Origin of the sequence: Aeromonas eucrenophila (genome assembly GCF_000819865.1) — a bacterium.
Lineage (GTDB): Bacteria > Pseudomonadota > Gammaproteobacteria > Enterobacterales > Aeromonadaceae > Aeromonas > Aeromonas eucrenophila.
Window position 1 is genome coordinate 259,670 of record NZ_CDDF01000001.1, and the last position, 21,465, is coordinate 281,134.

The window sequence follows — 21,465 nt, forward strand, 5'->3', positions numbered from 1 at the left end:
TTTTGTCTGCGCCTGGCACTGAATGCAAACTATTTGACCCTGTCCAAGCGTTGTGACAGCCTCTGACACGTCTATAACAACGCGTGGAAGCAGATAATAATGACCGATCACTCTCAGGCCATGACGGCCAAATATCGCCAGGATTACCGGGCGCCGCTCTACTGGATCGACAGCATCGATCTCGACTTCCAGCTGCAGGAGCCGCTGACCCAGGTCACCGCCATCTCCCGTCTGCGTCGCAACGGCGAGCACAAGGAGCCGCTGGTGCTCGATGGCGAGGGACTCTCCCTGCACAGCATCAGCGTGGATGGGGTGCCCTTCACCCAGTACGAGCAGGGGGAGAACAGCCTGACCCTGTTCAACCTGCCGGCCGAGTGCGTGCTGACCGTCGTCACCCTGCTGGATCCCGCCGCCAACACGGCTCTCGAGGGGCTCTACAAGTCCGGCGACGCCTACTGCACCCAGTGCGAGGCCGAAGGATTCCGTCGCATCACCTATTACATGGACAGGCCCGACATCCTGGCCCGTTACAGCACCCGCATCAGCGCCGACAAGGCCAAGTATCCCTTCCTGCTCTCCAACGGCAACAAGGTGGCGAGCGGCGAGCTGGACGGTGGCCGCCACTTCGTGCAGTGGCAAGATCCCTTCCCCAAGCCGAGCTATCTGTTCGCCCTGGTGGCCGGCGACTTCGACGTGGAGCGCAGCAGCTACCGCACCAAGAGCGGCCGCGAGGTGGCCCTCGAGATCTTCGTGGATAGAGGCAACCTGGATCGCGCCGGCTTCGCCATGGAGAGCCTCATCAAGTCCATGCGCTGGGACGAGCAACGCTTCGGCCTCGAGTACGATCTCGACATCTATATGATCGTCGCGGTGGACTTCTTCAACATGGGCGCCATGGAGAACAAGGGGCTGAACATCTTCAACTCCAAGTTTGTGCTGGCCAACCCCGCCACCGCCACCGACGGCGACTACCACGGCATCGAACGGGTCATAGCCCACGAATACTTCCACAACTGGACCGGCAACCGCGTCACCTGCCGCGACTGGTTCCAGCTCAGCCTCAAAGAGGGGCTGACCGTGTTCCGGGATCAGGAGTTCTCCTCCGATCTGGGCTCCCGCGGGGTCAACCGCATCAACAACGTGCGTACCGTACGCGGCCCGCAGTTTGCCGAAGATGCCGGCCCCATGGCGCACCCCATCCGCCCGGATGTGGTGATCGAGATGAACAACTTCTACACCCTGACCGTCTACGAGAAGGGCTCGGAAGTCATCCGCATGCTGCATACCCTGCTGGGTGAAGCCAACTTCCAGGCCGGCATGAAGCTCTACTTCGAGCGTCACGACGGATCCGCCGCCACCTGTGACGACTTCGTGCAGGCGATGGAAGATGCCTCCGGTGTCGATCTCGGCCGTTTCCGCCGCTGGTACAGCCAGTCCGGCACCCCCGAGCTCACCGTGACCGACGAATACGACACCGCCACCGGTATCTATCGCCTGCACGTGCGCCAGCACACCCCGCCGACCCAGGATCAGCCTCAGAAGCTGCCGCTGCACATCCCGCTCGACATCGAGCTGTATGACGAGCGCGGCGCCGCCATCCCGCTCCAGTATCAGGGCGAGAAGATCGGCCAGGTGCTGAACGTGCTGGAAGAAGAGCAGACCTTCGTATTCGACCAGGTTGCAGTGAAGCCCGTACCCTCCCTGCTGCGGGACTTCAGTGCCCCGGTCAAGCTGCACTATGACTACAGCGACGAGGCGTTGGCCTTCCTGATGCGCCATGCCCGCAACGAGTTCGCCCGTTGGGACGCGGCCCAGATGCTGGTCAACAAGGCGGTGATCGCCGGCGTAGGGAAGGTTGGGCAAGGGCAGGCCATCCAGGTTTCCGAGTCCCTGCTGGCCGCCTTCGTCGCCATCTTCGACGACGTCGCGCTGGACCCGGCCCTCAAGGCCGAGATCCTGGCGTTGCCGGGGGAGGCGACCCTGGCCGAGCTGTTTGACTGCGCCGACATCGACGCCATTCATCAGGTTCGTAGCGCCATCCAGGGCGCACTGGCCGAGGCGTTCGGCGCGCGGCTGGCGGCGACCTACCAGAGCCTGCGCCTGACCGGTTATCGGGTGATCCACGAAGATGTGGCCAAGCGTGCCCTCAAGGGGGTGGTGCTCGGTTATCTGGCGGCCCTGAGCCCGGCCCAGGCCGATGCCCTGGTGCGCGAGCAATACGCCGCAGCGGACAACATGACCGACACCCTGGCGGCGCTACAGGTGGCCAATGGCTATCTGCTGCCGTGCCGCGCCGAGCTCCTGGCCGACTTCGAGGGTAAGTGGGCCCACGACGGCCTGGTGCTGGACAACTGGCTGCGCCTGGTGGGCAGCAAGCCAGCCGCCGATGTGCTGGTCGAGGTGAAACAGGCCATGGCGCACCCCACCTTCAGCATCCGCAACCCGAACCGGCTGCGGGCCCTGGTGGGCAGCTTTGCCATGAACAACCAGGTGCAGTTCCACGCCAAGGACGGTAGCGGCTACCGCTTCCTGACCGATCTGTTGATCGAGCTCAACGAGGTCAATCCCCAGGTGGCGTCGCGCCTCATCACGCCGCTCATTCAGTTCAAACGGCTGGACGAGCAGCGCAAGGGGCTGATCCGCGCCGAGCTGACCCGACTGGCCAAGCTGGACGGACTGGCGCGCGACCTGTTCGAGAAGGTGAGCAAGGCGCTGGCGCAGTAATCGCGGCCTTGCCTTAAACGCGGGCAGGGGAGCCAGGCTCTCCTGCCCGTTTCATTGTGACAACCCCATGGCACGAGGAGACATCCACCATGAGGCAATATACCTTTCGACTGGCCCTGAGCCACGAGGAGATCATGCTGATGTATCGGGGCCATGCCAGACGGCTGGTGGTGCGCACCGAGCAGGGGCTGACCCTGGAGCTGGGGTTGGATAAAATTCGACCTTTCGTCGCATTGAGTGGTGTATACGGCTACTTTTCACTTCAAACGCAGGACGATCATCGATTCATTAGCCTTAAACGCATAAATTAACAAAAACGGAACATATTTCCGCGTAAATATCCGCTTAAAGTCATTATCTATCCGGTTAATCGGCGTGAAGCCAGTTGGATTTTCTGAATTTTGCCAACTTGGCAAAATTTACCACAACCCAAGCCGTGATCTGCCCCTTGTTTTTAACATCTCGTTAGCACCTTTGCTCGCCTTCCTGGATCCAAGCCATTACACTTCGCAGCAACTCTGTACCGGCGGGCATCCAGGGTGGGTGCCGCCGTGTCGGTGATGTCGTCCGATAAGGAAACTAGCAATGGCATTGAAAGACGCCCCTACCTCAGTTCTGCTCGAAAACGTTCTCAGCCTGATCCACCAAAAGTTGCCCAAGAAGAGTGCTTCTCTGGTCGAGTGCTTCGTTGCCAAGTTCTACGGCAACATGGCCAGCACCGATCTGCACGATCGCAATGACAGCGATCTCTACGGGGCAGCGCTGAGCCTGTGGAATGCGCTCAACCTGCGCACCGGCACGGAGCCCTATATCCGGGTCTACAACCCCGAGCTGACCCGCCACGGATGGCAATCTCCCCACACCATCGTCGAAATCATCCTGCAGGACTCCCCCTTCCTGGTGGACTCCATTCGCATGGCCCTCAAACGTCGTGGCATCACCGCTCACATGATGCTGCACCAGCCGCTGCACCTCATTCGCGGCAGCGAGGGCAAGATCAGCGCCATTCTGGACCTCGACAACACCGACGGGCAGACCTCGGTGGAGACCGCCTTCCTCATCGAGATCGATCATCTCACCAGCGAGGAAGAGATGGAGGCGCTGACCGCCGAATTGAATTCCGTGGCCGGTGAAGTGGCGTTGGCGGTGGGGGACTGGCAGCCGATGCTGGCCCGCCTCAACGAGATCATCGACGAGTTGCCCAAACGCAAGAACCCGGTCAGCCAGGCCGAGGTGGACTCCAGCGTCGCCTTCCTCAAATGGGTGGCGGCCAACAACTTCACCCTGATGGGTTATCGCCGTTATGACGTGAAAGCGGTGGAAGGGGATCACGAGATCCTGCCTCTGGCGGAGTCGAGCCTCGGCCTGATGAAGAACTCCATCAAGGACGAGGGCCAGCGCCTTGGCAACATGCCCGCCAGCGCCCGTCACGCGGCCCTGAGCTCCGATCTGCTGATCCTGACCAAGTCCAACAGCAAGGCACGCGTTCACCGCCCGGCCTACGTGGATTACATCGGCATCAAGCGCTTCGACGAGCACGGCAAGGTGGTGGGGGAGGATCGCTTCATCGGTCTCTACGCCTCCTCCATCTACAACACCAGCGCCACCCAGATCCCGCTCATCAGCCACCGCCTCGAGCGCATCATGGCCGCCTCCGGTCACGAGAAAGGCTCCCACGCCTACAAGGCGCTGCTCAACGTGCTGGAGACCTACCCGCGCGATGAGCTGATCCAGGCCCGGGAAGAAGAGCTGCTGGCCACCGGTCTCGGGGTGCTGGAGATGCAGGAGCGCGACATGCTGCGCCTGTTCGTGCGCCGGGATGTCTATGGCCGCTTCTTCTCCTGCATGGTCTATGTCACCAAGGAGCGCTACAACACGGCGCTGCGGGTCAAGACCCAGCAGATCCTGCAGCAATATTTCGGCAGCAACGACGAGGTGGAGTTCAACGTCTACTTCTCCGAAGGCGTGCTGGCGCGGACCCACTACATAGTGCGGGTCAACAATAACAACGTGGATGTCGATGTGAACGAAGTACAGAACAACCTCATTGAAGCCGCCCGCAGCTGGGATGATCGCCTGGATTCCGTGCTGCTCTCCCACTATGGGGAAGCCCGTGGCAACGCCCTGCGCCGCCGTTTCAGCACCGCCTTCCCCCGTGCCTACAAAGAAGACGTGCTGCCGGGTTCCGCCGTGGCGGACATCATGGCGCTCGATGGTCTGAGTGAAGCCGAGCCGCTCGGCATGTTGTTCTACCGTGCCCAGGAGGAGGAGAATGATCGCCGGGTGCGTCTCAAGCTGTTCCACCGCACCGAGCCCATCCACCTCTCCGACGTCCTGCCCATGCTGGAAAACATGGGGCTGAGAGTCATCGGCGAGACCCCGTACCAGGTACGGACTCCCACCGGCGAGGTGTTCTGGATCCTCGACTTCTCCATGCTGTTGCGCGGTGAGCAGCCGTTCAGCCTGGCCCAGAGCCAGCAGCGCTTCCAGCAGGCCTTCGCCGCCATCTGGAACAAGACCCTGGAAGACGACGGTTTCAACCGCCTGGTGCTGGGAGCCGGTCTCTGTGGTCGTCAGGTCTCGGTGCTGCGCGCCTATGCCAAATACATGCGCCAGACCGGTGTCTCCTTCAGCCAGTCCTACATCGAGGAGACGCTGACCCGTTATCCCGACATCGCCCAGCTGCTGTTCACCCTGTTCGATCTGCGCCTGAACCCGGCCGTGAAACAGGACGCCAAGGCCCAGACCAAGCTGCACGAGCAGCTGGCCGCCAAGCTGGATCAGGTCGCAAACCTGGACGACGATCGCATCATCCGCCGCTACATGGAGATGATCGACGCCACCCTGCGCACCAACTTCTATCAGCTGGACAACGAGGGCAACATCAAGCCCTACATCTCCTTCAAGCTGGCCCCCTCCAGCATTACCGACATGCCGCTGCCGCTGCCGAAGTTCGAGATCTTCGTCTACTCGCCGCGAGTGGAAGGGGTGCACCTGCGCTGGGGCAAGGTGGCCCGTGGCGGCCTGCGCTGGTCCGATCGCAAGGAAGACTTCCGCACCGAGGTGCTGGGTCTGGTCAAGGCGCAGCAGGTCAAGAACACCGTCATAGTGCCGGTTGGCGCCAAGGGTTGCTTCTATTGCAAGCAGATGCCGGTGGGCGCCCCTCGCGCCGTCATTCAGGAGGAGGGCAAGGCCTGTTATCGCCTCTTCATCCGCGGCCTGCTGGACGTGACCGACAACATCATCGCCGGTGAGGTGATCCCGCCCCGTGATGTGGTTCGCCACGACGAGGATGACTACTACCTGGTAGTGGCCGCCGACAAGGGCACCGCCACCTTCTCCGACATCGCCAACGAGTTGAGCCACGAATACGGCCACTGGCTCGGCGATGCGTTCGCCTCCGGCGGCTCGGTCGGCTACGACCACAAGAAGATGGCCATCACGGCGCGCGGCGCCTGGGAGTCGGTCAAGCGCCACTTCCGGGAAGTCGGCCTCAACTGCCAGACCATGGACTTCACCTGTGTGGGCATAGGCGACATGGCGGGCGATGTCTTCGGTAACGGCATGCTGCTCTCCGCGCACACCCGGCTGGTGGGCGCCTTCAACCACATGCACATCTTCATCGACCCGACGCCGGATGCGGCCAAGAGTGTCGTAGAGCGCCAGCGCCTGTTCGATCTGCCGGGCTCGAGCTGGGACGACTACAACCGCGAGCTGATCTCCGAGGGTGGCGGCATCTTCCTGCGCTCGGCCAAGTCCATCAAGCTGAGCCCGCAGATGCAGACCCTGCTCGGCACCGACAAGGCCAGCATGGCCCCGAACGAGCTGATCAAGGCGCTGCTGTGCCTGAACGTGGATCTGCTCTGGAACGGCGGCATCGGTACCTATGTGAAGAGCGCCCGCGAGAGCGATGCGGACGTCGGCGATCGCAGCAACGACGTGTTGCGGGTCAACGGCCGCGATCTGCGCGCCAGGATCGTGGGGGAGGGCGGCAACCTCGGCTTCACCCAGCTCGGTCGGGTGGAATATGCGAGCCAGGGCGGTCGCATCAACACCGACTTTACCGACAACGTGGGCGGGGTGGATTGCTCCGACAACGAGGTCAACATCAAGATCCTGCTCAACCAGCTGGTGGCCGCGGGGGACATGACCCTCAAGCAGCGCAACCAGATGCTGTACGAGATGACGGACGCGGTGGCGCAAGTGGTCATCACCAACGCCTATCGCCAGTCCCAGTCCATCTCGGTCACCGCCTTCCGCGGCGCCGAGCAGCTCAAAGAGCAGCAGCGCTTCATCCAGGGGCTGGAGCGTGAAGGCAAGCTGGACCGCGCGCTGGAGTTCCTGCCCTCCGACGAGGAGCTGTCCGAGCGGATGGCGGCAGGGCAGGGCTTGACCCGCCCCGAGCTCGCCGTGCTGGTGGCCTATGGCAAGATGGTACTGAAAGAGCAGCTCAACTGCCCGGAAGTCACCGACGAGCCCTTCCTCGCCAACATGCTGGTGACCAGCTTCCCGGCCCAGCTGCAACAGCGTTTCGGCGCAGAGCTTGCCCAGCATCCGCTGCGCGGCGAGATCATCGCGACTCGCGTCGCCAACATGCTGGTCAACGACATGGGGCTGAACTTCGCCAGCCGGATGAAGGACGAGACCGGTGCCTCAGTGGCGGAAGTGGCCTGCTGCTTCGCCATGGCCCGGGAGGTATTCGGCCTGAACCAGCTGTGGCGTGACATCGAAGGGTGCGACAACCTGGTGGATGCCAATACCCAGCTCGAGCTGATGTTCTACAGCCGCCGCATCGTGCGCCGTGCCACTCGCTGGTTCCTGCGCGCCCGCAACCGCAGTTGGAGCATCAGCGAAAACATCGCCTTCTTCCGCCCGGCCTTCGAGACCTTAGGGGAGCACCTGTACGAGGTGATGGACGAAAGCGAAGTGGCCGAGCACCAGCAGAAGGTCGCCGATCTGGTGGCCAAGCAAGTGCCCGAGCACATCGCCCGTCAGGTGGCGCACATGAGCAGCCTGTTCTCCAGCCTAGACTTGGCGCAGATCACCGCGGAGCACAAGACCGACATCCTGCGCGCCGCCAACGTCTACTACCGCCTCGGTGCCAAGCTGGATCTGCACTGGTTCCTCGAGCAGATCAACCATCAGCCGGTGGGCAACCACTGGCAGGCGATGGCGCGGGCCTCCTTCCGCGAGGACCTGGACTGGCAGCAACGCAGCCTCACCTCTGTGGTACTGGAAGGGTGCAAAGAGCAGGGGGAATGCGCTACCATACTGGCCGACTGGATTTCGGAGCATGAGCAACTCTTGTCCCGTTGGACCCATATGTTGGCCGACTTCAAGACCACCAGCACTCACGAGTTCGCCAAGTTCTCGGTGGCCTTGCGAGAGTTGAACCTGCTCCAGTTGAATTGCCGAACCTCGATATAACGTCTATTGGCATCATCACACCAAAAGCCCCGGCCAGTCGCCGGGGCTTTTTTAAGGAGCAAACATGCTGTACCCCCTTGCCAGGCATTTCCTGTTCAAGCTCAATCCGGAACAGGCGCACGATCTCTCCATCAAATATTTGCCCCGCCTCCTCGGTACACCACTCGATTGTTTCTTCCGCCATTCACTGCCCAAACGCCCCGTCACCTGTATGGGGCTTAATTTTGCCAATCCGGTGGGTCTGGCCGCTGGTCTGGATAAAGACGGGGAGTGTATCGATGCATTTGGCGCCATGGGATTCGGCTTTATCGAAGTCGGCACCGTGACCCCCAAACCCCAGAGCGGAAATGACAAGCCCCGTTTGTTCCGGGTTATTCCGGCGGAAGGGATCATCAACCGCATGGGATTCAACAACAAGGGCGTCGATCATCTGGTGGCCCGGGTTCGGGAAGCGAAATATCAGGGTGTCATCGGCATCAATATCGGCAAGAACAAGGACACTCCCATCGAGCAGGGCAAGGACGATTACCTGATCTGCATGGACAAGGTTTATGATCATGCCGGTTATATAGCGGTCAATATTTCTTCTCCCAACACCCCGGGCCTGCGTCAATTGCAATACGGCGAGGCGCTGGATGAGTTGCTGGCGGCGCTGAAGGTAAGACAACAGGAGCTGGCGGCGAAATATAAAAAATACGTGCCGCTCGCCGTCAAGATTGCGCCGGATCTGAGCCTGGATGAAATTAACCAGGTGGCGGCCTCTTTGATCAAAAACGGGATCGACGGGGTCATCGCCACTAATACCACCCTGGATCGCGAGATGATTTACGATCTTCCTCACGCCGGTGAGGCGGGTGGCCTGAGCGGTCGCCCGCTGCAGCACAAGAGCACAGAGGTGATCCGCCAGCTGGCCAAGGCCCTCGACGGCGCCCTGCCGATTATCGGGGTAGGGGGTATCGACAGTGCCATGGCTGCCCGGGAGAAATTGGCCGCCGGTGCCACACTGGTCCAAATTTACAGCGGCTTTATTTATAAAGGCCCGAGTCTGGTCAAAGAGATCGTCACCCATATTTAAAAAATAATCCGTTGCCCTTATTTAAAGTTGCTCAAATTCTCGACATGGAATAAAGTCGAGTAACGGCTTAAGTAAGGGCAACTTCATGTGTATCCAACCGAATGACAATTGGCAGTGGCATTATGATGCCCAGGATGATCGTCTGATGCTGGATTTATCAGATCGCATGATATTTGCCACCGAATATAAAGGGCGACAGCTGGTGCCCTGCTCCTTCACCACTCAGCCATTCTGTGTGGACGACGCCGCCCTCTATTATCAGTTGATGGACAAGATTGCCGAGCTCAATTGGAGTACACCCCATCAGGTTCAACTGGTACTGAATGCCATCGCCGTCAGCCGCTTTTATAAACCCTTGATGCCACAAAGCTGGTTCTTTAATGAACAACATGCCCAATGTGCGCTGGAAACAGGCACCTTGGTCTGTATGCAGACAGCTCATGGCAAGGGTGAATTTATGGTGATCGAGGCGGGAGAGCAGGCGAGCGTCTGCCTGAACCTGACCGAGGATCTGATATTGACCACCAGCAAGATCCTGCCCCGTTTCGGGGTGATCAAGGTGATGAATAATCGCATGCAGGTCAGGGCCGCGCCTGCGGCGCAATATCGACAAGTCAGCTGACGGATAAAGCGATCGTCAGACAGATCCTGTATTGGTGTTTATTTTCTATCCCTTCTCCTTTTTCATATCCATCTCCGGTACCCGCCTATTACCGCGCGGCGACCCCATAAAATACCGGTGTATCGAGGATGCTGCGGCAGCATGCTGCACTGCCTCGCGTCGATAAAACAGGTCAAAGCCGCTGCCAGATGGCGCCATAGGCACATAACCCACGACCACAGGGCGGATGTCGACGATATCCCGCTCTTTCCTTGGCCGTTCTCCAGGCCGCTAGCCCTTTATATTCCCGCGAGGCCCAAGGTTCGGATGCCGAGTGCAGGCCGATAAGGTATAATGCGGCACTATTTTTATGGCATCCCCGTGAGCGTGATGAAAGAATTCTTTGCAACCTGCCCCAAGGGGCTGGAAAACCTGTTGGCCGATGAGCTGACCACCCTGGGCGCAGAGCAGGTCCGTGAGACCGTGGCTGGCGTGCATTTCAAAGGCGAACTGGCGATGGGCTACAAGGCCTGCCTGTGGAGCCGTTTTGCCTCCCGCATCGTGCTGGTGCTGTCCGAATTCCAGATGAACGACGATCTGGATCTTTATCTCGGCGCCCACACCATCCCCTGGGAAGAGCATTTCCCTGGGACCTCCACCATAGCGGTGGACTTCACCGGTACCAACCCGGCCATTCGCAATACCCAGTACGGCGCCTTGAAGATCAAGGATGCCATAGTCGATCGCTTCACCAAGCGTGGCCATGTGCGCCCGGACATCGACAAGAAGTCGCCGGATATCCGCATCATGGCACACCTTGGCAAGGGCAAGGCCAACATCACCCTGGACCTGTCCGGTCCGGCCCTGCACCAGCGCTTCTATCGCCAGGGCACAGGTGAGGCACCGCTCAAAGAGAACCTGGCCTGCGCCATGATAGCCCGCAGCGGTTGGGCCGGTGAGCCGATGATGGATCCCATGTGTGGCTCCGGCACCCTGCTTATCGAAGCGGCCTTCATCGCCGCTGACATGGCGCCGGCCCTGCGCCGCGAGCGCTTCGGTTTCGATCGCTGGCTGCAACACGATCCCGAGCTGTGGCAGAGCCTGATGATGGAAGCTCAGGTGCGTGCCAAGCGCGGCATGCAGCGCTGCGAGGCCAAGCTGTTTGGCTGCGACGCCGATCCCCGCGTGCTGATGAAGGCCCGTGACAACGCCAAGGCCGCCGGCGTGGCGCACCTCATCACCTTCAAGCAGGCCGACGTGACCGCGTTGGAAAACCCGCTGCCGATGCCGGTTGTGGAAGGGGAGGCCCGTGAAGTCGGCATGCTGATCTCCAACCCGCCCTATGGCGAGCGTCTGGGGGAGTTCCCGGCCCTGCTGGAAGTACACCAGGCCCTCGGCGATGCCCTGCGTCGCAGCTTCCAGGGCTGGCGCGTCTCCATTCTCTCAGCGTCCCCCGAGCTCTTGAGCTGTCTGCGTCTGCGGGCCGACAAGCAATATCGGCTGTTCAACGGCGCCCTCGAATGCCAGTTGCGCAACTACCAGATCGCGCTGGACTCCGTGGCCTCCCAGAAAGAGGTGGCTCAGGACTTCGCGAACCGCCTGCGCAAGAATCTGAAGACCCTCGAGAAGTGGGCGCAGAAAGAGAACATCGACTGCTACCGCATCTACGATGCCGACTTGCCGGAATACAACGCCGCCATCGACCGCTATCAGGATTACCTGGTGGTGCAGGAGTACGCCGCGCCCAAGGACATCCCCGCCCAGAAGACCCGTCAGCGTCTGCTCGACATGGTGCAGGCCGCCATCAAGGTGACCGGCATGGACGGCGAGAAGGTGATCCTCAAGGTGCGCGAGCGCCAGGAAGGCAAGCAGCAGTATCAGAAGCTCTCCACCGAGCAACACCGGATGGAGGTGCAGGAGTACGGGGTGCGCCTCTGGGTCAACCTCTACGACTACCTGGATACCGGCCTGTTCCTGGATCACCGTCAGACCCGCCGCATGCTGGGCCAGATGGCCAAGGGCAAGCGCTTCCTGAACCTGTTTGCCTACACCGGCAGCGCCACCGTGCACGCGGCTCTGGGTGGCGCCAGCGAGACCACTACTGTGGACATGTCTTACACCTACCTGGATTGGGCGCAGGACAACATGCGCCTGAACCTGCAGGTGGGCCGCCAGCACAAGTTTGTGCAGGCCGACTGCCTGAAGTGGCTCTCCGAGGCGGACGGTCAGTACGATCTCATCTTCATCGATCCGCCCACCTTCTCCAACTCCAAGCGGATGGACGAGAGCTTCGACGTGCAGCGGGATCACCTGCTGCTGATGCAACACCTCAAGCGCCTGCTGGCAGCGGACGGCACCCTGGTGTTCTCCAACAACAAGCGTCACTTCAAGATGGACCTGGCCGGTCTCGAGGCCACGGGCCTCAAGGCCAAGAACATCACCCAGCAGACCCGGCCCAAGGATTTTGAGCGCAACCAGCACATCCATAACTGCTGGATCATCACCCACGCCGACAACACGGCAGATGCCGGCTGATGCTGACCCTGTTTCATACCGACGGCTGCCACCTGTGCGAGCAGGCGTGGACGCTGGTGGAGCAGGCGGGATTGGCCGCCCACAGCCGCCGCTGCGACATCCTGGACGATGACGAATGGCTGGCGGCTTATCGGGTACGCATTCCGGTGCTGCGGGATGAAGCCGGCCGCGAGTTGGGCTGGCCCTTCACCCTGGCGGAGCTCAATGCCTGGGTAGCAGCCAATCCGGATCAGACAACATAGGCCAGCCAGCATCGGGCCAAACAGCATAACGAAGAAGAGGGCCGGCGCAGTTTGGCCCGCTTTTTCATGAAGGATAAGGAAAAGACATGGCTTTATTAACGTTGCACGGCGCTCATCTGTCGTTCAGTGATTTCCCGTTGCTCGACAATGCGGAACTGGCGATCGAGCGCGGTGAGCGTCTCTGTCTGGTGGGACGCAACGGGGCGGGCAAGTCCACCCTGATGAAGGTCATCGCCGGCGAACTGCCCCTCGATGACGGTCGTCTGGTGTTGCAGCAGGATCTGAAGGTGACTCGCCTCGAGCAGGATCCGCCCGCCTCGAGCGATCTGACGGTGTTTGACTACACCGCCGAAGGCTTGGCCGGGGTAGGGGAGCTGCTCAAGCAGTATCACCATATCGCCCTTGAGCTGGGCCACGATCCCTCCGACGCCAACATTCGCAAGATGAGCGAGCTGCAAGAGCAGCTCGATTATCAGAATGGCTGGCAGCTGGAGACCCGCATCAGCCAGGTGCTGACCCTGCTCAACCTCGATCCCGATGCGACCCTCGACAGCCTCTCCGGCGGCTGGTTGCGCAAGGTGGCGCTGGCCCGTGCCCTGGCCTGCGATCCGGATCTGCTGCTGCTCGATGAGCCGACCAACCACCTGGACATCGAGGCCATTCACTGGCTGGAAGAGTTCCTGAAAGATTTCCGTGGCGCCATCGTGTTCATCTCCCACGATCGGGAGTTCATCCACAAGCTGGCGACCCGGATCATCGATCTCGATCGCGGCGAGATCACCTCCTGGCCCGGCAATTACGATCAGTACCTGCAAGGCAAGGAAGAGTGGCTGCGGGTCGAAGAGCTGAAAAACGCCGAATTCGATCGCAAGCTGGCCCAGGAAGAGGTCTGGGTTCGCCAGGGCATCAAGGCCCGTCGCACTCGTAACGAAGGCCGGGTGCGCGCCCTCGAGGCGATGCGCATGGAGCGTAGTCAGCGCCGCGAGCTGCAAGGCAAGGCCAAGCTGCAGATGGACGACGTCAATCGCTCCGGCAAGCTGGTGTTCGAGACCGAGGGACTTGGCCTGGACTTCGGCGATCGTACCCTGTTCCAGGGGCTGGATCTGCAGGTGCTGCGCGGCGACAAGATTGCGCTGGTGGGCCCGAACGGTTGCGGCAAGTCCACGCTGATCAAGTTGCTGCTGGGGCAACTCGAGCCCAGCCGTGGTGTGGTCAAGGGCGGCACCAAGTTGGAAGTCGCCTATTTTGACCAGTACCGCGATCAGCTCGATCCCGAGCAGACGGTGATGGAAAACGTGGGGGAGGGCAAGCAGGAAGTCATGGTGCGTGGCCGCTCTCGCCACATCCTGGGCTACCTGCAGGACTTCCTGTTCGAACCCAAGCGGGCACGGACCCCGGTCAAGGCCTTGTCAGGGGGCGAGAAAAACCGTCTACTGTTGGCCAAGCTGTTCCTAAAACCCAGTAACTTGTTGATTTTGGATGAACCAACCAACGATCTGGATGTCGAAACGCTGGAATTGCTGGAGGAGCTGCTGTCGGACTACCCCGGCACTCTGCTGCTGGTCAGCCATGATCGCCGCTTCATCGACAACACTGTCACCGGTTGCTGGCTGTTTGAAGGGGATGGCCGGATCAGCGATTATGTGGGCGGCTATGCCGACATGATGGAGACCCGTGCCCTACAAGAGGCACAGCTGGCGGTCAAGGCCGCGGCCCCCAAAGTGGCAGAGCCTGTCGCGGCGGCGGTGGAGCCGGCCAAAAAAACACGTAAACTCTCTTACAAGTTGCAGTTGGAGCTGGATAATCTGCCGGCCCGACTGGAACAGTTGGAGACCGAACTCGATGCTTTGCAGGCAGAGGTGAATGACCCCGGTTTCTTCTCCCTGCCGAGCGAGCAGACCCAGCTCAAGCTGGATGCATTGAATGCAGCAGAGGCTGCACTGGAACACGCCTTCTCCCGTTGGGAGGAGTTGGAAGCGTTGAAACATCAGGACTAAGGAAGTAGATGAAAAAGCAATTATCCATGCTGGCCATTCTGGTCGGCGCCAGCCTCAATGCACAGGCGGCACAGAGCTCCTTTTTCACCATTGTTGACAATGAAGTCAAAGGATATGCCAGCGGGATCAGCGGTGATGCCAGTGGTCTTGTCGGGATCAATACCACAAACAACATGGCCGAGTATTTCTCGACCGTGAGATCTGCCGACTTCCTGGTCGATCGCTTCCGCTTCGAACAGGGCTGCATACTGTCTGGTGATGTGTGCAACACCTTCTGGGACGAGGCCCCGACGCCGACTTATGCTTATCAGTGGCGTCGTGACTTCCTCGATGGCCTCGATCAGCGCAGCAACGTCGGTTATGTGGTGAGCACCGAGACCGATGGTCTGGTGACAGGTTTGGGTGACACACCCGCCGATCGCGTGGGTTACAAGATGGCCGGCAAGTTGCGTACCGCCTTCGCCATCGTCGCCGATGGCAATCCTGTCGAACTCAAGGACAACGCTAGCGTATCTAGTCTGAATCATAGCCTGAGCGTGCCGACTGCCATCAAGAAGCTGAACGGCCAGTATCTGGTGACAGGAACCGCTGCCAGTGGCCAGTATCGCCATAACGTCGGCGGTGATTTCTATAACTGGTGTTTCGCCGGCAATGACGATGAAGGTGGTGAGTACCGATATTGCCCGGGGGTCGATACCCAGGCCAGTTTCTGGCTGCTCAATGGCAATGGCACTGTCAACAAGCTGATACAAGCTCCCGACTATGCCCATCGCCGTGATGAGGTGCTGCAGACCGCCTCTGCACTGGGTGCGGACGAATACAAGGGCACCCTGTACGGGGTGGGTTATAGCTCCACCGGTGAAGTGGGATCCGGTAACCTGGATGGCCGTAACCTGGCCAGCTTCTGGACCCTGGATCTGAACGCCGGCACAGTGAGCGCCACTCAGCGCATCCCATTGCCGGAGGGGGAGCCAGGAAAAGACGATGAGAAGTTGCAGCACAGCTGGGCAGTGGGCCTCAACAAGAATGGTTATGTGATCGGTAATCAGCGCTGGAACCTCAATAAGGGCCAAAACCGGCCGACCGAGATGTTCTTGTTCAATCTGGCGGCGCCAACCACTGCGGCAGTCATTCCCTTGCAAGACAGCCCGCTCAGTGGCTCAGGCTCAGAGGCGGCAGCCATCAACGACCACAACATGGTGGTTGGCTGGCGTGACTCCCGTCACCAGACTCAGCCGGTGGCCAATGGCACCAACCGTATGCAGGAGGCTTTCCTGCTCAACGCGGCGGCCCCGAACAACAGCTGGTACCTCAACGATCTGATCTGCGGGCTGGATGACACCGGTGCCAAACAGTGCGTCCAAAAAAATGGCTATTACTACCACATTGCCTACGCCAGTGGCATCAGTACCGATGGTACCATCTCGGCGACGGCCTACCGTTACGCCAGTGAGAGCGATCTGAACAACCGCGCCAACGCCACAGTGGTGGCGGTTAAGCTAGCGCCGGCGATCAAAAAGGATTATGAGGGAAATGATCCGGCCAACTATGTCGTCAGCAACGCACCGGTCAATAACCAGACAGGTCAGGATGGCGAAGGTGGCGGCGGTGGCAGCCTGTTCTGGTTGACTCTGCTGGCCTTGCCTTTTGCCTGGCTGCGTCGTCACCCGCGATAAAATGAGGTGTCATTAAAAATTAATGCAGTTCAGTATCTTGTGTCACAAGGCCTAGATACCATGGCATTTTTTGTTTGACCCTGCCCCCTCTCTGGGGTAAAGATGAAAGCGACCGGTGAAAACTTGGTCGCTTTTTTTGTTCCACGAAGAGGGTCGTAGATGATGAAGAGACAGAAACGGGACCGTCTGGAAAGAGCTCGTGCTCGTGGTTATCAGGCTGGCGTAGTCGGCAAACAGAAAGAAGCGTGTCCGTACCAATGCCTGGATGCCAGAGGGCACTGGCTTGGTGGTTGGCGCGACGCCATGGAGGGGCGAGGCTCAGGCCTCTTCATGAAGTAACCGATACTTCATCACTCATTACAAAAGGAAGGGGGCCACGATGGCCCCTTTACGTTGTCTTCAAGCCGCCGTCAAACGTTCTAGCTCAGGGCTACAAACACTATCAATAGAAAAGGGGCAATATCGTTGCCCCTTTCTCATGGGTTCTGTGTACACACCCAGTCTTAGAATGCGGTGGTGTCCTTGAACAGGCCCACTTTCAGGTCGCTTGCGCTGTAGATGGGACGACCATCCACCTCGACCACACCATCGGCGATACCCATCACCAGCTTACGATTGATGACGCGCTTGAAGGTGATCTTGTAGGTAACTTTCTTGGCGGTCGGCAGGATCTGGCCGGTGAATTTCACTTCACCCACACCCAGCGCCCGTCCCTTGCCCGGACCGCCTTTCCAGCCCAGGAAGAAGCCGACCAGTTGCCACATGGCATCGAGCCCCAGGCAGCCTGGCATGACGGGATCCCCCGGGAAATGGCAGCCGAAGAACCAGAGATCCGGGGTGATGTCGAGCTCGGCCAGGATCTCGCCCTTGCCATGCTCACCACCGTTGTCATTGATCCTGACGATGCGATCCATCATCAACATGTTGGGGGCGGGCAGCTGGCTGTTCCCCTCACCAAATAATTCGCCACGGCTGCAGGCAAGCAGCTCTTCGCGGGTAAACGAATCTTTGCCTTGTTCACACAGGGAGAGGCGGGGATTAATGGTGTCGTTATCTAGGGTCACGCTGTTTATCCTTCATATGGGTCAAAGCCGGGCCAATTTAGCTTACAGTTGTTCGCTAAACAACTCCGATCTCTTCATTTACAAGCCGAACAGGCGGCCGAACAGGCTGCGCAGCAGGCCATTCTTGGGGCCTGAGCCATTGAGTTCATCCAGTCTTTCCTGGATCCGGCCAAACAGGGTATCCGGCATGTCCGGTTCACCTGCCACGCAGCCGGTCAGCAACTCGATGGCTTCTTCCACGTGATCCACAGGATGGATATGGAACAGACCGGCCTCGACGGCGGCAATCACCTCGTCGGACAGGTTGAGTTGCTGGGCGTTAGTACCGGGCAGCAATATGCCTTGCTTGCCGGTGATGCCGTGGATTTTGCACACCCGGAAGAAGCCTTCAATCTTCTCATTCACACCGCCCACCGCCTGTACGTTGCCAAACTGATCGACTGCGCCGGTCACGGCGAAGTGCTGGTAGATGGGTTGGCGGGCGAGGGCAGAGAGCAGGGCGCAGAGACCAGTCAGGGAGGCGCTGTCCCCATCGATCTCGTGGTAGGACTGCTCGAATACCAGGTTGGCCGAGAGCGGCGAGGGGGTCTCGGCGCCAAATTTGTTGGAGAGATAACCGTGGATGATCATCATCGCCTTGGCATGAATGTGGCCGGCGAGCTCGGCCTTGCGCTCGATGTCCGCCACGTCGCCATCTCCCAGATGCACGGTCGCGGTCAGGCGCACGGGTTCACCAAAATCGTAGGGATGACCGGCCACCTGGATGACCGACAGACCGTTGATCTGGCCTATTTCTTCACCGTCGGTCTGCAGCAAGATCTGGCCGTCGATGACGCCCTGATCGGATTGTTCCACCAGGTAGTTGAGACGGTAATCCTGCTCCTCGAGGGCGAGCAGGATGTGCTCATCGGTCACCTCAGATGCTTCCAGTTCCCGTGCCAGGCTGTCGGCCATGCGCATGATGGCGCTGAGCTGCACCTCGGAGAGCGCGAGCCACTCCTGATGGTCACACAGGCGGCTGGCATGACGACAGAGGGCGAGGAGGGCGGCTGGCGTGAAGTCCAGCAGGTTCCAGCGTTGACGCAGCCAGGCCAGGTATTGCAGGAAGGCCGGCAGATCCTCGTCAATCTCCACTTCGGACACCAGATCGGCCCGCAGGAAGATTCGCTCGGACATGTCTCTGTCCAGCATCTGGAATTCGGCCACCTCGAGACGATCACCGACCAGGATCAGCTTCAACCGGATGGGGGTGGCCTCCGGGGTGAAGAAGGGGGTCAGAGTCTTGCCTTCCTGATAGGCATTCCAGTCCAGCTCACCTTTTTGCATGGCGTTCTTGAGCTTGAACCAGAGGTGGGGCTGATCCAGCAACTCGTCGAGTTGCAAGATGAGATAACCACCGTTGGCCTCGCGCAGCAGGCCGGGTTCAAGCAGGTGCTGGTTGGCGTAGACAGAGCCTTGTTCGGTCTGGTAGTTGATGGAGCCGAACAGGGTGTCCCAGTTCAGATCCCGACCATAGATGACGGGGGCTTGCTGCTCCTCGTGATGGATCAGCAGGTTGATGAGCACGGGATGCTGGAATTCGAGCCCCTGAGCCACGTGGGCCGCCAGATCGGAGAGAAAGTCCACGATCTTGGGGTCATTGTCCTGTTTGCGGATGATCCTGGTGACCAGACGCTCGGCATCCAGGTGATGACTCATCAGCTTGAGCAGCTCGCCAACCATCTCGCAAAACTCGAACCCGGTGCCGGGCTGCAGGCGCAACCAGATGGGTTTGAACGGGTTGTTGAGGTTCTCGGTGTAGCAAAGGTCAAACAGGTCACCATCCTTGCCATTGGAGGCGGCGATCAGCGTCTGGCAAACACTCTCATAATCTGCGCCGGGGAAACCGTTGAGCAGCATGACCGGGCAGTCGCCATCAAAACTGGCCAGTCGCTTGATGCCAGAAATAGCTCGGGGTTGCAGGGCTGCGAAAGGGATGGGTTCGAGCTCGCTGAGCATGGGAAACTGCTCAATCGTAAATGCGGGTTTTAATTGTTCTGATGTTAATTCAGCCACTTAAGACATCCGGTCGGGGATAGGATCAATTGTTTCCATTATACACAGTTCGATTAGCGGGAACAGGAAACAAGCAAACATCATTTAACATAATATACATTATGCGCGGTTAGGTCAGGCCCAGGGTTTGGCGCCAGGAGTACAGCCATACCAAGGGCTAGCGCCGCACTGGTGCCCTTGGTGTACTTTGCCAGGATGTCGTACCAAGCCTGTTTTATCTCAGGATCGGTCTCACGAACGGCTGCCATGCTTAACAGCACTTCGCTGACATCCAGTCCTGCTTCCTCGGCCATCTTTTTTGCAGTGGCATCAGTGAGTTGCGACTTACCATGATTAATCGAGGATATGTAAGAGCTGGTAAATCCTAGGTCGGCGGCGACTTCCTGAAACTGGCTGTACTTTTTGGCCCTCATGTAGGCCAGAAGCAGCGTTTTAGAGTCCATGTTTCTGTCTCCTGAGTAGTTCGACAATCGGGCCCATCATACCGATTTTGTCCAAAATAGCCTCGTTTCTATTTAAGTAGTTACATGATTCAATGCACTTAAGTAACTAGTTAAGTACATAAACCATGACCTACTCTAGCCCACAGAACACTGATTTGCCTGCGCTCCTGGAGCGCAAGGTCTATTGGCAGGATGAGCCCACGGGCGACATGTCCGCGTGTGTGGCGGGTCAGGTTGAGATGTTCCGCGATCTGCATGAGCTGCGGATCTACCTGTCTATGACGTACCCCGACACCGCCTTTGAGCTGGTCGAGGTAACTGAGGAGACCTATGACCAGGGAGTATTTTTCGATGACTGGTCATAGCTCCGTAATGCCGATAAATGGGGTTATCGGCGATAAAACCCTGATCGACTATCTGTCCTTTACCTGGGCACCGGACGAATTGCGCCGGATGACCGACTTGGCCAAGCAAGGTGCCTTGCTCAAGGCCATCCCGCGCTTTGATACCCAGGTACTCGGCATCAAGGCAGCCTTTGCTGCGCCGGCTGTCGCGGATCTGCGTTATCTGTGGAAGCGCCCCGCCTCCTTCGCTCCCCTCTCCCGCTTTGAGCAAGAAACCCAGCGGTTACGGGATAAGGTCTATCCCAAGCCAGAGGCTCGCCCTGTGGCGCCTGTGCTCACCCCTTCCATGACCCAGATGATGGAAGCCGCCCTGCACTCCGATTACAAATCCCGCGCCGACATGCGCAAAGAGCTCAAGGCCGTTTGCTCTGCCCTCCTCGACTTCTCCGAATTCGAGGTGGTGCCCGATGCCAAATACTGGCACGCCTATAACGACATCATCGACAGCTACGGTGTCCAGTTCCTGGATGCCCTCTGCTGCGCCGAGATCGATCTTTGGCTTGAGGAGCTGAATCACCAGATTGGGGTGCCTATATCCCCTCCCCTGTTTAGTTGAAACCGAGTGTATTCACTCTGTTTGCTCCATCGTTTCTGCGAGGGCTCGCTTCTCGATGCGCTGCGGTTCCTCTTCGATGACAAGGCCATGTAGATGGAACAGGGATGACGAGAGCTTATGGCTGTTCTCATCAAACCATATGCATGACACTTCTTGTTCACTACCATTGTCTCGCGAGTAGTACTCCATCGTCATCGCTGGTCCACCACTGCGAAGCCTCACAACCTGTCCGGCGTGCAACTGCTCATCCAAGGGGCCTGGTAGGGGCAGAGCCTTACGCAGGGTAAGAGTATTTGATTGGAATGTTGCATAGAACGGTTCTGGACTTAACGTGGAGTCGAACCACGAACAATCAACATGCTGATTGCCTGCGCGTACATAATTGACCGTCATATCTGGCTCCCCGCTTCGCAACCTCACTAACTCGCCAGGGTGAAAACAAATATCATTTGGCACTAGCCACTCCTTTGCCGACAGCGCGTTATACAGACCCTGATTGATGTTGCTTCTGTTCGTGTCACCAGGGCTTGTACGAACAGATCTCGCATCGCAATTACACCCTAAAAGGCTCCGTGCGAGTAGCATAACTAATGACTGCAAAACAAGCTATTGGTGGTGGATAAATCAGTCAATATGCTTAGGTGTATATCAATGAACTGTCATTCA

At 59.1% G+C, this 21,465-nt stretch carries 16 protein-coding genes; 12 read left to right on the top strand and 4 right to left on the bottom strand.

Annotated features, from left to right (window positions below):
• The first annotated feature begins 99 nt into the window (after window positions 1-99).
• The 10 genes from pepN to rmf all read left to right on the top strand — a co-directional run bounded on the left by pepN (window position 100) and on the right by rmf (window position 16,616).
• The gene (gene pepN, locus BN1124_RS01040; RefSeq protein WP_042638272.1) at window positions 100-2,724 is read left to right on the top strand and encodes an aminopeptidase N; all 2,625 of its coding nucleotides are present in this window, start codon (window positions 100-102) and stop codon (window positions 2,722-2,724) included.
• 89 nt (window positions 2,725-2,813) lie between these two features.
• Window positions 2,814-3,035: a DUF2835 family protein gene (locus BN1124_RS01045; RefSeq protein WP_042638274.1), complete on the top strand. Its 222-nt coding sequence runs from the start codon at window positions 2,814-2,816 to the stop codon at window positions 3,033-3,035.
• A 274-nt stretch (window positions 3,036-3,309) separates the two neighbouring features.
• Complete coding sequence (locus tag BN1124_RS01050; RefSeq protein WP_042638275.1) at window positions 3,310-8,151, top strand: NAD-glutamate dehydrogenase; 4,842 nt, start codon at window positions 3,310-3,312, stop codon at window positions 8,149-8,151.
• 64 nt (window positions 8,152-8,215) lie between these two features.
• Entirely contained in the window at window positions 8,216-9,226 is a 1,011-nt protein-coding gene (gene pyrD, locus BN1124_RS01055; RefSeq protein WP_042638276.1) for a quinone-dependent dihydroorotate dehydrogenase, read from the top strand.
• 85 nt (window positions 9,227-9,311) lie between these two features.
• Window positions 9,312-9,848 carry a cell division protein ZapC gene (locus tag BN1124_RS01060; RefSeq protein ID WP_042638278.1) on the top strand — a complete coding sequence of 179 codons (537 nt, stop codon included), beginning with the start codon at window positions 9,312-9,314 and terminating at the stop codon, window positions 9,846-9,848.
• 333 nt (window positions 9,849-10,181) lie between these two features.
• Window positions 10,182-12,362 (top strand): bifunctional 23S rRNA (guanine(2069)-N(7))-methyltransferase RlmK/23S rRNA (guanine(2445)-N(2))-methyltransferase RlmL, encoded by a 2,181-nt coding sequence (rlmKL, locus tag BN1124_RS01065; RefSeq protein ID WP_042638280.1) that lies wholly within the window; start codon window positions 10,182-10,184, stop codon window positions 12,360-12,362.
• Complete coding sequence (locus BN1124_RS01070; RefSeq protein ID WP_042638281.1) at window positions 12,362-12,604, top strand: glutaredoxin family protein; 243 nt, start codon at window positions 12,362-12,364, stop codon at window positions 12,602-12,604. Before rlmKL ends, BN1124_RS01070 begins: the two co-directional genes overlap by 1 nt.
• Window positions 12,605-12,690: 86 nt before the next feature.
• Window positions 12,691-14,601: an ATP-binding cassette ATPase Uup gene (gene uup / locus BN1124_RS01075; RefSeq protein ID WP_042638283.1), complete on the top strand. Its 1,911-nt coding sequence runs from the start codon at window positions 12,691-12,693 to the stop codon at window positions 14,599-14,601.
• 8 nt (window positions 14,602-14,609) lie between these two features.
• Window positions 14,610-16,277, top strand: coding sequence for a DUF3466 family protein (locus BN1124_RS01080; RefSeq protein ID WP_042638285.1), 1,668 nt, complete (start codon window positions 14,610-14,612; stop codon window positions 16,275-16,277).
• A gap of 159 nt (window positions 16,278-16,436) precedes the next feature.
• Window positions 16,437-16,616, top strand: coding sequence for a ribosome modulation factor (rmf, locus tag BN1124_RS20565; RefSeq protein WP_005315693.1), 180 nt, complete (start codon window positions 16,437-16,439; stop codon window positions 16,614-16,616).
• A gap of 164 nt (window positions 16,617-16,780) precedes the next feature.
• Here the strand turns inward: rmf and fabA are convergent, their stop codons facing one another.
• From fabA to BN1124_RS01095, 3 genes are all read right to left on the bottom strand, one after another.
• The gene (gene fabA, locus BN1124_RS01085) at window positions 16,781-17,341 is read right to left on the bottom strand and encodes a 3-hydroxyacyl-[acyl-carrier-protein] dehydratase FabA (RefSeq protein ID WP_042638287.1); all 561 of its coding nucleotides are present in this window, start codon (window positions 17,339-17,341) and stop codon (window positions 16,781-16,783) included.
• A 78-nt stretch (window positions 17,342-17,419) separates the two neighbouring features.
• Entirely contained in the window at window positions 17,420-19,396 is a 1,977-nt protein-coding gene (locus BN1124_RS01090) for a Lon protease family protein (RefSeq protein WP_042638289.1), read from the bottom strand.
• A gap of 80 nt (window positions 19,397-19,476) precedes the next feature.
• A complete protein-coding gene (locus tag BN1124_RS01095) occupies window positions 19,477-19,839 on the bottom strand; it encodes a helix-turn-helix domain-containing protein (protein WP_042638291.1) in 363 nt (120 codons plus the stop codon).
• 125 nt (window positions 19,840-19,964) lie between these two features.
• Here BN1124_RS01095 and BN1124_RS01100 point away from each other — a divergent pair, with 125 nt between their 5' ends.
• Window positions 19,965-20,204, top strand: coding sequence for a hypothetical protein (locus BN1124_RS01100; RefSeq protein ID WP_042638293.1), 240 nt, complete (start codon window positions 19,965-19,967; stop codon window positions 20,202-20,204).
• Window positions 20,191-20,799 (top strand): hypothetical protein, encoded by a 609-nt coding sequence (locus BN1124_RS01105; RefSeq protein WP_042638951.1) that lies wholly within the window; start codon window positions 20,191-20,193, stop codon window positions 20,797-20,799. The genes BN1124_RS01100 and BN1124_RS01105 overlap by 14 nt, the downstream gene beginning before the upstream one ends.
• A gap of 12 nt (window positions 20,800-20,811) precedes the next feature.
• On the opposite strand, the gene BN1124_RS20570 is transcribed toward BN1124_RS01105, so the two are convergent.
• The gene (locus BN1124_RS20570; RefSeq protein ID WP_082041389.1) at window positions 20,812-21,384 is read right to left on the bottom strand and encodes a DUF2158 domain-containing protein; all 573 of its coding nucleotides are present in this window, start codon (window positions 21,382-21,384) and stop codon (window positions 20,812-20,814) included.
• Window positions 21,385-21,465: the final 81 nt, after the last annotated feature.